Source organism: Paracoccus salsus (assembly GCF_021556615.1).
GTDB lineage: Bacteria > Pseudomonadota > Alphaproteobacteria > Rhodobacterales > Rhodobacteraceae > Paracoccus > Paracoccus salsus.
Map to the genome: position 1 here is coordinate 429,451 of NZ_JAKGGD010000003.1, position 13,626 is coordinate 443,076.

At 67.4% G+C, this 13,626-nt stretch carries 8 protein-coding genes and 1 pseudogene; 5 read left to right on the forward strand and 4 right to left on the reverse strand.

What is annotated here, in order from left to right; translation table 11 throughout:
• Positions 1–57: 57 nt before the first annotated feature.
• The 4 genes from L1965_RS08735 to L1965_RS08750 form a co-directional block, all read right to left on the reverse strand.
• A complete protein-coding gene (locus L1965_RS08735) occupies positions 58–1,038 on the reverse strand; it encodes a glycoside hydrolase family 3 N-terminal domain-containing protein (RefSeq protein WP_235756020.1) in 981 nt (326 codons plus the stop codon).
• Entirely contained in the window at positions 1,038–2,186 is a 1,149-nt protein-coding gene (locus L1965_RS08740) for an SPOR domain-containing protein (protein WP_235756021.1), read from the reverse strand. The genes L1965_RS08735 and L1965_RS08740 overlap by 1 nt, the downstream gene beginning before the upstream one ends.
• Before the next feature lie 69 nt (positions 2,187–2,255).
• The gene (gene argS, locus L1965_RS08745; RefSeq protein ID WP_235756022.1) at positions 2,256–3,998 is read right to left on the reverse strand and encodes an arginine--tRNA ligase; all 1,743 of its coding nucleotides are present in this window, start codon (positions 3,996–3,998) and stop codon (positions 2,256–2,258) included.
• A 121-nt stretch (positions 3,999–4,119) separates the two neighbouring features.
• On the reverse strand, positions 4,120–6,249 hold the full coding sequence (locus L1965_RS08750) for a cation:proton antiporter (RefSeq protein ID WP_235756023.1): 2,130 nt from the start codon (positions 6,247–6,249) through the stop codon (positions 4,120–4,122).
• Between the two features lie 258 nt (positions 6,250–6,507).
• Here L1965_RS08750 and L1965_RS08755 point away from each other — a divergent pair.
• The 5 genes and pseudogenes from L1965_RS08755 to L1965_RS08775 all read left to right on the forward strand — a co-directional run.
• Positions 6,508–8,049: pseudogene (locus L1965_RS08755) on the forward strand (DEAD/DEAH box helicase); the annotation flags it as partial.
• Between the two features lie 553 nt (positions 8,050–8,602).
• On the forward strand, positions 8,603–10,159 hold the full coding sequence (gene lnt, locus L1965_RS08760) for an apolipoprotein N-acyltransferase (protein ID WP_235756024.1): 1,557 nt from the start codon (positions 8,603–8,605) through the stop codon (positions 10,157–10,159).
• Positions 10,160–10,233: 74 nt separating this feature from the next.
• Entirely contained in the window at positions 10,234–11,175 is a 942-nt protein-coding gene (locus tag L1965_RS08765; protein ID WP_235756025.1) for an ABC transporter permease, read from the forward strand.
• A complete protein-coding gene (locus L1965_RS08770) occupies positions 11,172–11,984 on the forward strand; it encodes an ABC transporter permease (protein WP_235756026.1) in 813 nt (270 codons plus the stop codon). The genes L1965_RS08765 and L1965_RS08770 overlap by 4 nt, the downstream gene beginning before the upstream one ends.
• The gene (locus tag L1965_RS08775) at positions 11,981–13,603 is read left to right on the forward strand and encodes an ABC transporter ATP-binding protein (RefSeq protein ID WP_235756027.1); all 1,623 of its coding nucleotides are present in this window, start codon (positions 11,981–11,983) and stop codon (positions 13,601–13,603) included. Before L1965_RS08770 ends, L1965_RS08775 begins: the two co-directional genes overlap by 4 nt.
• The last annotated feature ends 23 nt before the right edge of the window (positions 13,604–13,626 follow it).

Consider the following 13,626-nt stretch of genomic DNA (forward strand, 5'->3'; position numbering starts at 1 on the left):
GCGTGTCGGTGCGTCGTCGGGTGTCACGCAGATATCGGCGACGGCAATCGGTGGCGGTCACGCCGTCATCCTCTGCCATTCCCGCATCAAGGCAGCGCGGTCCAGGTCCTGCGGCTCACGGCGCAAGGCCAGCGCGGCCCTGGCGCGGCGTTGCGCGGCCGGTGTCATCGACCCTGCGGCCGCGACGACGGCCTCCATCGCGGACACCGAGCCGTTGCAATGCAGGACCAGATCACAGCCCGCCACGATCGAGGCCCGGGCCCGTTCGGCTTCGGTTCCCGACAAGGCGTTCATGGTGATGTCGTCTGTCATCAGCAGACCGTCGAAGCCGATCCGGTCGCGGATCAGCGTGATCATGCGCGGCGATGCCGTCGCCGGCGCGTCATCCAGCGCGGTGAAGCGGATATGGGCGGTCATGGCCATCGGCAGATCGCTGAGAGCCCGGAACGGGGCGAAATCCAGCGTGTCCAGTTCCGCCTCGGTCGCGGACACCACGGGCAGGTCGTGATGGCTGTCCGACAGGGCGCGCCCATGGCCCGGCAGGTGTTTCATGACGGGCAGCACACCGGCCGCCAGCAGCGCCTCCGCGGCAGCGCGGCCCAGTTCGGCGACACGGTCCGGATCGGTGCCAAGGCAGCGGCTGCGCAGGAAAGGATGCGTGTCGGGCCGGGCGATGTCCAGCGTGGGCGCGCAGTTGGAATCGATGCCGACATCATGCAATTCGCGCCCGATCAGGTAATAGCGCAGCCACATCGCGCGCGGCCCGCAGTCTGCCTGGTCCAGAGGCGCCGGCCAGTCTGACCAGTGCGGCGCGCCCAACCGCTGGACCCGGCCACCCTCCTGGTCGACGGTGATGACGGCCTCGCGCCCTACGGCCTCGCGCAGATCGCCGGTCAGGCGGGTCAACTGCTCGGGGCTTTCGACGTTGCGGCCAAACAGGATGAAGCCCCACGGATCGGCCGCGCGGAAAAAATCCCGCTCGGCCGACGAGAGATCGGTCCCCGCGATGCCGCCAAGGATCGTGGCGCTGTGGGCCATTACTGGGTCAGCGCGAGGCAGTCCGTGCCGCCCGATTTCAGCGCCGCGCAGAATTGCCGCGCCTCGCCGATCGTGCCGAAGCCTGCGACCCGCAACCGCCAGAAGGTCCGGCCGTTCGCGTTGTGCTGCTGGATCACCTGGCCCTTGCCCGAGAACAGCGAGCCGAACTTGCCGGTGAGGCGGTTCCATTCGCCGGAGGCGATGGCATTGCTGTCAAATGCGCCGATCTGGACCAGTGGCCCGCTGGCAGAGGATGCGGCGGCAACGGGTGCGGCTTGCGGCGCTGCCGGGTCCGGTCGCTCGGCCGGGGCGGGGCTGGCATCCGAGGCCGTTGTGCCGGCCGAGGCGACGCGGGCCGCGCGCGGGCGCGCTGCGGGCCGGGGCGAGGCGGTCAGTATGCCCGGATTGGCAGCGGCTTGTGCCTGGATCAGCGCGGCTGTAATCGCATCCGTCTGCGCGGGTGCGCCGGTTTCATCGGTGACGACCGTGTTGACCGGGCCTTCGGCGGCGGGCGCGTCGATGATTGAGGCCTCCTCGACGCTGCGATCGGCCATCGCAAGCCGCTCGGCGTCGGCGGCGGCCTGAATCTCGGCGAGGCTGCGCGCCTCGCTGTCCGACATCGGCGTGATCGGCTCGCCGTCGAAGCTGAGCGGAACTTCGGACGGGTTCTCGGGCTCGCGCGCCGTGGCGCCAAGCTGGCCCATCGCCACGTCCTGATCGGTCAGTTCGGTCGCGGCGGGCGCGATCGCGACCTGATCGGTCGGCCTGGGCTCTGCGCCTTCCGCAACGCCGTTGACGGCGTAGCCGGTATAGCTGGTCAGTTCGCCGCCCGGCTCGTCGGGCGTGGTGCGGGCGTCGCCCTCGATCGCCTTGATGACCGGCACGCCGGACACGTCCCGCGACACCAGCTGCCAGCCCCACGCCATCAGGCCGACCATCAGGCCGACCGATGCCAGCGCCCCCAGATAATGCGTCAGCCGCGCCACCCGGGCCGAGAAGCTGTCATTGCCGTCGGGGTCGGCCGCGAACCGGCTGTCATCGTGCGCCTGCGCGCCCTCGTCCCGGCCGCCCTGATCATAGGAGAAATCGCGCCGCACCTTGTGACGCGAGAACACATAGCCGCCTTCGCGGAAATCCATCACTGCCATAGCCTGCCTGCCTGCCGGTTGATCCGACTTTACCGTTCACTGCTCGATCCGGCCGGGGCGCCCGTTGAATCAGCGCATTTCCTCGACAGGAGTCACGCCAAGGATAGCGAGACCGCTTGAAATGACAACGCCAACCGCCCGGACCAGCGCGATTTTTCCCTGGGTCGTTGCAGGATCGGCTTCCTGAAGGAAACGCAGCGACGCATCATCATTGCCGCGGTTCCACAGCGAATGCAGGTCCGAAGCGATCTCGTACAGGAAAAACGCGACCCGGTGCGGTTCATGCGCGCGGGCGGCGTGTTCCACGAGGCGTGGCCATTCGGCAACTTTTCGGGCCAGGTCAAGCTCTGCCTGATGGGCGATCGCGGTCAGATCCGCCGCACGAAGCGCCGCGTCCGAAACGTCGATGCCCGCCTCTTGCGCGCGGCGCAGCACGGAATGGACGCGCGCGCTGGCATACTGGACATACCAGACCGGGTTGTCCTTGGATTGTTCCAGCACCTTCGCAAAGTCGAAATCAAGCGGCGCGTCATTCTTGCGCGTCAGCATGATGAATCGGGTCACGTCGGCGCCGGCCTCTTCGACGACATCGCGCAAGGTCACGAAGGTTCCGGCGCGCTTTGACATCTTGAAGGGCTCGCCGTTCCGGTAAAGCCTGACCAGCTGGATCAGCTTGACGTCCAGCGGCACGCGGCCGTTCGACAGCGCATTAACGGCCGCGTTCATGCGCTTGACATAGCCGCCATGATCGGCGCCGAAGACGTCGATCAGCTGATCGAACCCGCGTTCGATCTTGTCCCAGTGATAGGCGATATCGGGCGCGAAATAGGTCCACGCGCCGTCCGATTTCTGGATCGGGCGGTCCACATCGTCGCCATGCGCGGTCGAGCGGAACAACAGCTGCTCGCGCGCCTCCCAATCCTCGGGCAGCTTGCCCTTGGGCGGTTCCAGCACGCCGCGATAGATCAGGCCCTGGCTGTTCAGCCGCTCGATCGCGGCCTCGATCTTGCCGGTGCCATAAAGCGCCTTTTCGCTGGAATAGACGTTCATCGTCACGCCAAGCGCGGCGAGATCCTGGCGGATCATGCCCATCATCGTGTCGGTCACGGCATCGCGCAACTCGACCAGCCAGTCCGATTCGGGCTTGTCCAGCAGCGTGTCGCCATATTTCGCCTTCAACGCCTCGCCGACCGGAATCAGGTAGTCGCCGGGATAAAGCCCCTCGCGGATCTCGGGCTCGAGCCCGTTCGCCTCGCGATAACGCTCATAGGCCGAGCGGGCCAGCACATCGACCTGCGCGCCGCCGTCGTTGATATAGTATTCGCGGGTGACCTCGTGGCCCGAGAAATCCAGCAGGTTCGCCAGCGCGTCGCCAAAGACCGCGCCGCGCACATGCCCGACATGCATCGGCCCGGTCGGATTGGCGCTGACGAATTCGACATTGACCCTCTGGCCGGCGCCCATGGTCGAACGGCCGAAATCGCCGCCCGCCTGCAGCGCGGTGCGGACGACGCCCTGCCAGACGGCGGGCGACAGCCGCAGGTTGAGAAAGCCCGGTCCGGCAACCTCGGCCGCTGCGATGCGCGGATCGGTCAGGCGGGCCGCCAGCCTTTCGGCAATGTCGCGGGGCTTCACGCCCGCCGGCTTGGCCAGCACCATCGCGGCGTTCGTTGCCATGTCGCCATGCGCGGGGTCGCGCGGCGGCTCGACCGTGACAGCGGCGAAGTCAAGCCCAGGGGGCAGTTCACCCGCCTGTTCCATCTGATCCAGCGCCTCGACGACGACGCCGCGAAGATCGGTGAAGAGGTTCATGTCCGGCTTCCTGATTGGTCAGCGCGGGTTAACGCCTGCACCCGGTGAAGGTCAACAGCGCATGGCCCGCCCGCGACGGCTTGAGGCGATCCGTCCACCCGCTGGATTGCAGGATCGCGGATCAACCGGACTTGCCGCCCTCGCCCTTCCCCTCGCTCGCGGACGTGACCGATGCTTCGGCGGCCTCGCCGGTCTGGCCGGCATCCGGTTCGGCCTGTGGCTGGCGATCGTCCCGTGGCCTGTCGTCGGCGGCGTCGCCGCTGGTCTCGATCAGTTCGGGATCGTCCTTGATATCCTCGCGCAGCGTGTCTGCGTCGTCCTGCACGGCACCGCCGGCGACGCTGCCATTCCCCTCGCCGCGCTGGACGGCCCGGGCCTCGGCGCGCGCGATCTCCTTGGCCTGCTCCTTCGGCCTGGCCTGCGCCTCGTTCTCGCGCTCGATCCTGTCGGCGACCTCTGGCGGCAGCATCGAAACGATGCGGATGCCGGGCTTGTCGATCAGGTCGTCTTCTTCCCCGACAAACCATATGTCGCCATTCTGGACCACCGCCAGCGGTATCGCGCCCTCGCGGGCGGTGCGCCAGTCATCCAGCCCGTACTCTTCGGTCAGGCGCGTGGTGCGAAAGATCCAGCCCTCGCCCAGCAGTTCCAGATACCGCGCCAGGGTGCGGTTGCCATCGATGGTCTGGCCGCCAAGCTGGACCGGCAGCGAGTGCCGGGCCTGCTCTTCCTTGTGGCGGGCCAACTGCCAGATGTTCTCGCGCCCGAATTCGGGTCCGAGATCGGTCGCGACGAGGGTGTTGTAGGCGTCGTTGTCCGAGGCCGCGAGGATCGAGCCATAGACGATGAACTCGACACTGTTTTCGGCCGCTTCGCCCAGGATGTCGCCATAGAAGGTCTGTATCCCTGCGGCGCGTGCGGTGCGCAGATGGTCGCGGTTGGCGTCGGTGACGAGGACATTCACATCGGCCTTTTCCAGCGCCTTGGCCAGGCCGGTCGCGAACAGCGATCCGCCGACGATCAGCAATCCCGGTTTCTCGCCCGAGGTCAGCCCCAGCCGCCGCGCGAACGGCGCCAGGGTGAAACCGTGCAGCACGACAGTCACCAGAACCAGCACGAAGGCCAGCGGCGCGATCTGGGCACCGTCCGCGATGCCCTCGCCGACCAGGCGTTCGGCAAAGATGCCCGAGACGGCCACCAGCACCACGCCGCGCGGGCCGGTGAAGGCAACCAGCAATCGTTCGCGCATCGGCATGTTGGTGCCGATCAGCGAGATCATCACCGTCAATGGGCGCACAAGCAACACCACGACGGCGACGAAAAGCCCGGCCCGCAGCCAGTCCAGCCGGGCAAGCGTGTCAAGCTCGATCCCTGCCGCCAGCAGGATGAACACGCCCGAGACCAGAAGGATCGTGGCGTGCTCCTTGAAGCGGTGCAACTCGTGATAGCTGGGCAGATCGGAATTGGCGATCACCAGTCCCATCACCGTCACCGCCAGCAGACCGCTTTCATGCAGCAGGCTGTCCGAGCCCGCAAAGACCCCAAGCACGGCGACGAACAGCAGCGGCACCTTCATGTATTCGGGCACCCATCCGCGCCGGAACGCCTGCACGACCAGAATGCCGACGACGACGCCGAGCACCGCCGCGAAGCCGATGCCAAGGATCAACTGGCCCAGTGCGTCACCCCAGGTGACTCCGGTATTGCGGACCAGGACGATTTCAAGCGCGATGACCGCCACCAGCGCGCCGATCGGGTCGTTGACGATCCCTTCCCATTGCAGCGTCTGGGCTGGCCGCGAGACCAGCTTGGCCTGACGCAGCAGCGGCGCGATGACCGTCGGACCGGTCACGATCATGATACCACCGAAGACGACCGCCGATTCCCACCCCAGGCCCGCGACGAAGATCAGGGCCAGCGACGACAGCAGCCACCCGAGCGGCGCCCCGATATAGACCAGCCGACGCACGGCGGGGCGAGCATCCGCCAGCTTTTTCAGGCTGAGCGTCAAGCCACCCTCGAACAGGATGACGGCGACCGCCAGTGCAATCATCGGCGGAATCAGATCGCCGATGTCCCGGGCAGGAACGAATATTCCTGTGACAGGCCCCAGCAGCAGACCGGCCGCCAGCATCAGCACGATTGCAGGCAGGCGGAAACGCCACGCCAGCCACTGCGCGCCCACGCCTGCAATCCCCACGATCGCAAAGGCCTGCATCGGGCTCAGTCCGCCGGTCAACTCTGTCGCCATATCTGTCCCTGCCGAATTTTGTTCATCGATGAAGCTACAGACTTAATGCAGTCCCCCGAAAAATGTCACCTTGTTTAGCTGTTGTCCGGAAAGATTGACGTCTCTTTCACTTTGGTCTAGTCGAAGGCTGGCCCGCGTCCGGCGGGTCGACCGAAGGGGCGTGCGGAATTGCGTCCCATCTGCGCCGCAACCGCGCCATACGGGCGAGCGGCATGGAACGCGAAGCGCGCAACGGCGCTGCAGCCTGGAAAGCCCTGAATGACTAAATTTTCTGATCTGAAGCTTGATCCCAAGGTCCTGAAGGCCATCGCCGACGCGGGATACGAGACCCCGACCCCGATCCAGGCCGGCGCGATCCCGCCTGCGCTGGAAGGTCGCGACGTGCTGGGAATCGCTCAGACAGGCACCGGCAAGACCGCCAGCTTCACCTTGCCGATGATTACCATGCTGGGTCGTGGTCGCGCCCGCGCGCGCATGCCGCGAAGCCTGGTGCTGTGTCCGACCCGCGAACTGGCGGCACAGGTGGCGGAAAACTTTGACACCTACGCCAAGCACACCCGCCTGACCAAGGCGCTGCTGATCGGCGGCGTCAGCTTCTCGGAACAGGACAAGCTGATCGATCGCGGCGTCGATGTGCTGATCGCCACGCCGGGCCGTCTGCTGGACCATTTCGAACGCGGCAAGCTGCTGTTGACCGGCGTGCAGATCATGGTCGTGGACGAGGCCGACCGGATGCTGGACATGGGTTTCATTCCGGATATCGAGCGTATCTTCCAGCTGACACCCTTTACCCGCCAGACGCTGTTCTTCAGTGCCACCATGGCCCCCGAGATCGAGCGGATCACGAACACGTTCCTGCACTCCCCCGAGCGGATCGAGGTCGCCCGGCAGGCCACAGCCAGCGAGACGATCACCCAGCGGCTGGTGCAGATCACGCCGACCCGCAAGGATCAGACCTCCAAGCAGAAGCGCGAATTGCTGCGCGCCCTGATCGAGGCCGAGGGCGAGCGGCTGAAGAACGCCATCATCTTCTGCAACCGCAAGACGGATGTGGATATCGTCGCCAAGTCGCTGGCAAAGCATGGTTATGACGCCGCCCCGATCCATGGCGATCTGGAGCAGAGTCACCGCACCCGGACCCTGGACAGGTTCCGCGATGACACGCTGAAGCTGCTGATTGCGTCGGACGTTGCGGCGCGCGGGCTGGACATCCCGGCGGTCAGCCATGTCTTCAATTTCGACCTGCCCAGCCATGCCGAGGACTATGTCCATCGCATCGGTCGGACCGGTCGGGCCGGCCGGCAGGGCACCGCGATCAGCATTGGCACCCCGTCGGACGAGAAATACCTGTCGGCGATCGAGAACCTGGTCAAGCAGTCGCTGCCACGCGGCGACCTGCCGGAGGGATTCTCGGTGTCGGAGGCTTCCGGCGAGGCACCGCGCCATGACCGGGAAGATCGCAAGGGCGGACGCGACAAGCGGCGTCGCGGGCGGCGCGAGGACGACCAGGCGCAGGATGATCGCAAGCCCGCAGCCGAAGCCGAACCGCAGCAACCCGAACGGCCCGCCGAGGCCGAGGCGCCGCGACCCGAACGCCAGGAACGTCCCGAACGTCAGGAACGTCCCGAACGCCAGGAGCCACGCCGCGATGGCCGGCGCGATGACCGGCGTCGTGGCCGTGGGCGTGACGAAAATCGCGGTCCCGCCGTGACGGGCATGGGCGACCATGTCCCCGAATTCATGCTGGTCGATCTGCGCCCCTCGGTGGAAAGTGCCTCTGCCGAACGCGACGACCAGCCCCGGCAGACAGCCGAAGCCGTCGAAACGCCGGATGAAAAGCCCGCCAAGGCAAGGTCCAAGCCGCGCCGCAGCCGCAAGGTGGCCAAGGCCGAGGACGAGAACCCGTTTGCCGGGACGGCGCAATCGGCCGATTCGGCGACCGACGAGGCGTCGGCCACCGCAGACTCGGACGTCGCGCCCCAGGCTGTTGCCGAAGCCGCGGCCGAAGAGGCTCCGGCCAAGCCCAGGCGGACCCGGCGCAAGAAGACCGAGACCGACGCGCAGGACGTATCCACCGACGCGCCGGCCGAGGATCAGCCGAAACCGCGCAGAAGCCGCGCGCGCAAGGCCGTTTCTGATGACGCGCCGGACAAGGCGGCAGCAGACGAGGCCCCGAAGCCTGCTCGCCGCAGCCGCAAGAAGGCCGGCGAAACCGCTGAAAGCACTGACGAGGCGCCCAAGCCCAAGCGAACCCGGCGCAAGAAGACCGAGGCCGCCGAGGAGCCGCAGGACGCGCAATCGCAGGCCGGTCAGCCGCAGGACAACGCCGACGCCGAGGTCTGATGGCCGGGTCATGCATGACCAGCTGAGACCGCCCCGGCTGCGCCATCGGCGCCCGCCTCTCTTGCGGCTGGCGCCGGATCTGGTGCTTGGGCTGGTGGCGGCGCTGGGGCTGGCTCCGTTCGGGGTTTGGGGCGCCACGCTGGTCAGCCTCGGCATCCTGTCATGGCGCCTTTCGCGGGCGCGGCCGGACGCGGCCTTCTGGCATGCCATGGCCGCGGGGCTGGGCTGGTTCGGCCTTGCGATGTTCTGGATTGTCGAACCCTTTCTGGTCGACCCTGAAATCCACGGCTGGATGGCGCCGTTCGCACTGCTGCTGATGGCGCTTGGCGGTGCGCTGTTCTGGGCGCTGCCGGTCTGGCTGGCCGCCCGTATCGTTCCCGACTGGCGTCACCGCAGCGTCGCCATCCTGGCGGCCCTTGTCCTGTCGGACTGGTTGCGCGGATGGATTTTCACCGGCCTGCCCTGGGCGCTGATCGGACATGTCTGGATCGGCACCCCGGTCGATCAGGCCGCCGCCTGGATCGGCGCGATCGGGCTTGGACTGATCACGCTGGCGATTGCCGTCGCACCGACCTTGTTCTGGCGGCCAGCCAGCCGCCACGCCTTTGGCTTCCTGCCCGGCATCGCGGTGGCGATCCTTCTGACGGGCGCGCTGTGGGCGGCCGGTCTGGCGCGGCTGGCACAGCCCTTGCCGCCGGATCGCGACATCATGCTGCGGATCGTCCAGCCCGATGCGGCACAACGCCTGAAATGGGATCCGGAATGGTCGGCCGTGTTCTTCCGCCGGCTTCTGGACCTTTCTGCGCAGCCCGGCCGCCGCGACCTGGTCATCTGGCCCGAGACGGCGGTCAACTTCCTGCTGGAGGACGCAGACGAACTGCGTCCCGCGATGGCGGGCGCTGCCGGTGCGCCGTTGCTTCTGGGCATCCAGCGGCGCGAGGAAAGTCGTTTCTACAACAGCCTTGCCCTGCTGGCGCCCGACGGAGAGGTGCAGGCCATCTATGACAAGTTCCATCTAGTGCCGTTCGGCGAGTACATTCCCTGGGGCGACGCGCTGGCCAGGATCGGTATCGGCGCCTTCGCTGCGCAGCAGGGCAACGGCTACTCTGCGGGTCACGGCCCGTCGGCGATGTCGGCGCCCGGGCTGCCGCGTGTCCAGCCGCTGATCTGCTATGAGGCGATCTTTCCCCAGCATCTGCGAAATCTGGATCCGCGCCCCGAGTGGATCCTGCAAGCCACCAATGACGGCTGGTTCGGCAGGTTCTCGGGGCCCTACCAGCATCTTGCCCAGGCGCGGCTGCGCGCCGTCGAGACCGGCCTGCCGCTGATCCGCGCGGCGAATACCGGCGTCAGCGCGGTCATCGATGCGCGCGGCCGACTGCGCGACAGCCTGCCCCTGGGTGTCGCGGGCAGGATCGACGCCCTGCTGCCGGGCGCGCTGCCGCCGACGCCGTGGCTGCGGGCCGGGCCGGCGCCCATCGTTCTTGTCGCCCTGGCCCTGTTCGCGACTGCGGCGCTGATGTCCATCCGCCACCGGCGGAGGCGTGACCTGCCCGCCGACAACTGATGTCCGGCAGGGCCGTTGCCTGCCGCGGGCGCAAGCCGCTTTACCCGCCCGCCTCGCCCGACTAGCGTCGGTCCATGCTGCGCTATGTTTTTCGCCGGACGATCTCTCTGGGGCTGAGCCTGCTGGTGGCGTCGGCCGTGGTTTTCGCCGTGGTCGAGCTTGTGCCGGGCGACCCGGCCAGTTTCATGTTGGGCACGGGCGCGCAGCCCGAAACCGTGGCGGCGCTGCGCGAGCAGCTGGGATTGGATCAAACGCTTCCCGTGCGCTACGCCGCATGGGCCGCAGCGTTGCTGCAGGGCGATTTCGGCCAAAGCTTCACCTACAAGACCCCGATCGCCGGCATGATCCTCGACCGGATGCAGGTGTCCCTGCCGCTGGCCATGATGGCGCTGCTTCTGGCGGCATCGATTGCCTTTCCGGTCGGCATCTACGCCGCCGCGCGCCGGGGCCGCATCGGCGACGCCGCCGTGATGGGGGGCACGCAGCTGGGCATCGCGTTGCCGAATTTCTGGTTCGCGATGCTGCTGGTGCTGCTGTTCGCGATCACGCTGCGCTGGTTGCCCGCGGGCGGTTTTCCCGGCTGGGGCCAGCCTGGCCCGGCGATCAAGGCGCTGATCCTGCCGGCCGTCGCACTGGCATTGCCGCAGGCCGCAATCCTTGCGCGGGTTCTCAGATCGGCGTTGATCGACACGCAGGGCCAGGACTATATCCGCACCGCCCGCGCCAAGGGACTGACGGCAGGCCAGACCTTGCTAAGACACGCGCTGCGCAACGCGCTGATCCCGGTGCTGACCATCATGGGGATGCAGTTTTCCTTCCTTCTGGCCGGCGCCATCATCATCGAGAACGTCTTCTACCTGCCGGGCCTGGGACGGCTGATCTTTCAGGCGATCAGCCAGCGCGATCTGATCGTGGTGCAGTCGGCGGTGCTGGTTCTCGTCGCCGCAGTCATCGCGGTGAATTTCCTGGTCGATCTGGCCTATGCCGCGATCGATCCCAGGCTGAGGCGGCGATGAGGCCCGGCCTGCTTGTCGGCTGCCTGCTGGCCGGGGTGGCGCTCGCCGCGGCGGCACTGTCCCTCGTCTGGACGCCCTACGACATCACGCAGTTGGCCATCGCCGAAAAGCTGCATGGCCCGTCGGTCGCGCACCCGTTCGGAACCGACCATTTCGGCCGCGACATGCTGTCGATGGCGATGCTGGGGGCGCGTGTCTCGATCGCGGTGGCTCTGGTCGCGGTGGGCATCGGCATGGGCGCCGGCGTGCCGCTTGGCCTGCTCGCGGCCGCGAACCGGGGAGGCTGGCTGGACGAGGTCATCATGCGCGGAAACGACCTGATCTTCGCCTTTCCCTCGCTGGTCATCGCGATCCTGATCACCGCGGTCTTCGGGCCATCGGCGGTGAACGCCATCATCGCCATCGGGATCTTCAACATCCCGGTCTTCGCGCGGGTGACCCGTGGCGGTGCCCTGCCGATCTGGACGCTGGACTATATCCGCGCCGCCGAGGTGTCGGGCAAGGGCGGCACGCTGATCAGCCTTCAGCACATCCTGCCCAATATCGCCAATCTGCTGATCGTGCAGGGCACCATCCAGTTCAGCCTGGGCATCCTGGCCGAGGCGGGCCTGTCCTATGTCGGGCTGGGGGCGCAGCCGCCGACGCCCAGCTGGGGCAGGATGCTGGCCGAGGCGCAGACCATGGTGACGCTGGCACCGCATGTCGCGGTCATCCCTGGCCTCTGCATCGTGCTGACGGTGCTGGGCCTGAACCTTCTGGGCGACGGGCTGCGCGATGCGCTGGATCCGCGGCTGCGGGTGCTGCGGTGATCCTGACACAGGATCTGTCGGTCACCATCGGTCAGGTCCCGGTGCTGAGCGCCGTCGATCTGAGGCTGGATCCCGGAACCATCACCGGGCTTGTGGGCGAATCGGGCTCGGGCAAGTCGATGACCGCGCTGGCGATCATCGGGTTGCTGCCGCGCCACGCCGCAGCCAGCGGCAGGATCATGCTCGACGGCCAGAACCTGCTGACGATGCCCGAAACGCGGCTGTGCGACATTCGCGGCCGCCGGATCGGGATGATCTTCCAGGAGCCGATGACCGCGCTCAATCCGCTGATGACGATCGGCGATCAGGTGGCCGAGGTGCTGCGCGTCCATCACGGCATGGACCGCAAGGCCGCCCTGTCGCGTGCCCGCGCCCGGCTGGATCGCGTCGGACTGCCCGATCCGCGCTTTCCCCTGTCGCTCTACCCGCACGAATTGTCGGGCGGGCAGCGCCAGCGCGTCGCGATCGCGCTTGCCATCGCCGAACGCCCGGACCTGCTGATCGCGGACGAGCCGACCACCGCGCTTGACGTGACCACGCAGGCCCAGATCCTTGACCTGCTGGCGGGGCTGGTGCGCGACGAGGGCATGGCGCTGTTGCTGATCACCCACGATCTGGCCGTGGTCGCCGGCATCGCCGACCGCGTCGCGGTGATGAAATCCGGCAGGATCGTCGAGGAGGCCCCGACGGAAAGGTTGTTCCGCACCCAGGACCATCCTTATACAAGACGGCTTTTCGCGGCCTCGCTGCACGTGCCCGCACGGCGTGAGCATGAGCATGCGAGGTCCGGCACGACACCGCTGCTGCAACTGCGCAACGCGGTGCGGGAATACCGCTTGCCCCAGGGCGGACGATTGCGCGCCGTGGATGATGTAAGCCTGACCATCCGGCCCGGCGAAAGCGTCGGACTGGTGGGCGAATCGGGTTGTGGCAAATCGACCCTGACCCGCGCGATCCTGGGCCTGGACCCGCTGCTTGGCGGATCGATCGAACTGGACGGAATGCGGGTCACCGCGGGACGCAACATGCCACCAAAGCTGCGCGCCCGCATGCAGGTGGTTTTCCAGGACCCGTTCGGCAGTTTCGATCCGCGCTGGCGCATCGACCGCCTGATCGCCGAGCCGTTTCACCTGACCGGCCGTCCGCCGGACTGGCGCGATCAGGTCGCGGGGGCGCTGGAAGAGGTCGGGCTCGATGCCTCGGACGCCCGCAAATACATCCACGAATTCTCGGGCGGACAGCGCCAGCGCATCGCGATCGCCCGTGCCCTGATCATCCGGCCCCGGCTGATCGTGCTGGACGAGGCCGTCAGCGCGCTGGATGTCCGGGTGCGCGCACAGGTCCTTGACCTGCTGGCGGATCTGCGCCGCAGCCACGACATGGCCTATCTGTTCATCAGCCATGATCTTTCGGTGGTGCGTGGCATCACCGAGAGGGTGCTGGTCATGCAGAACGGCCGGATCGTCGAGGATGGCCGCGCCGAGCAGGTCATCGACGCACCGCGCCATGCCTGTACGCAAAGCCTTGTCGCCGCGATGCCCCGCATTCCACAGGCCTGGACAGCCAGGCCCGTCCCATGCCCTGGTCCGGACATATCCCACGCGGGTCGGGGGGCGTGAAATCCCCGGCGTGCGTCATCCGC

Excerpts from the sequence above, each read along its gene's own strand:
- L1965_RS08735 (WP_235756020.1), bottom strand. The coding sequence starts at position 1,038 with ATGGCCCACAGCGCCACGATCCTTGGCGGCATCGCGGGGACCGATCTC.
- L1965_RS08740 (WP_235756021.1), bottom strand. The coding sequence starts at position 2,186 with ATGGCAGTGATGGATTTCCGCGAAGGCGGCTATGTGTTCTCGCGTCAC.
- argS (WP_235756022.1), bottom strand. The coding sequence starts at position 3,998 with ATGAACCTCTTCACCGATCTTCGCGGCGTCGTCGTCGAGGCGCTGGAT.
- L1965_RS08750 (WP_235756023.1), bottom strand. The coding sequence starts at position 6,249 with ATGGCGACAGAGTTGACCGGCGGACTGAGCCCGATGCAGGCCTTTGCG.
- lnt (WP_235756024.1), top strand. The coding sequence starts at position 8,603 with ATGCATGACCAGCTGAGACCGCCCCGGCTGCGCCATCGGCGCCCGCCT.
- L1965_RS08765 (WP_235756025.1), top strand. The coding sequence starts at position 10,234 with ATGCTGCGCTATGTTTTTCGCCGGACGATCTCTCTGGGGCTGAGCCTG.
- L1965_RS08770 (WP_235756026.1), top strand. The coding sequence starts at position 11,172 with ATGAGGCCCGGCCTGCTTGTCGGCTGCCTGCTGGCCGGGGTGGCGCTC.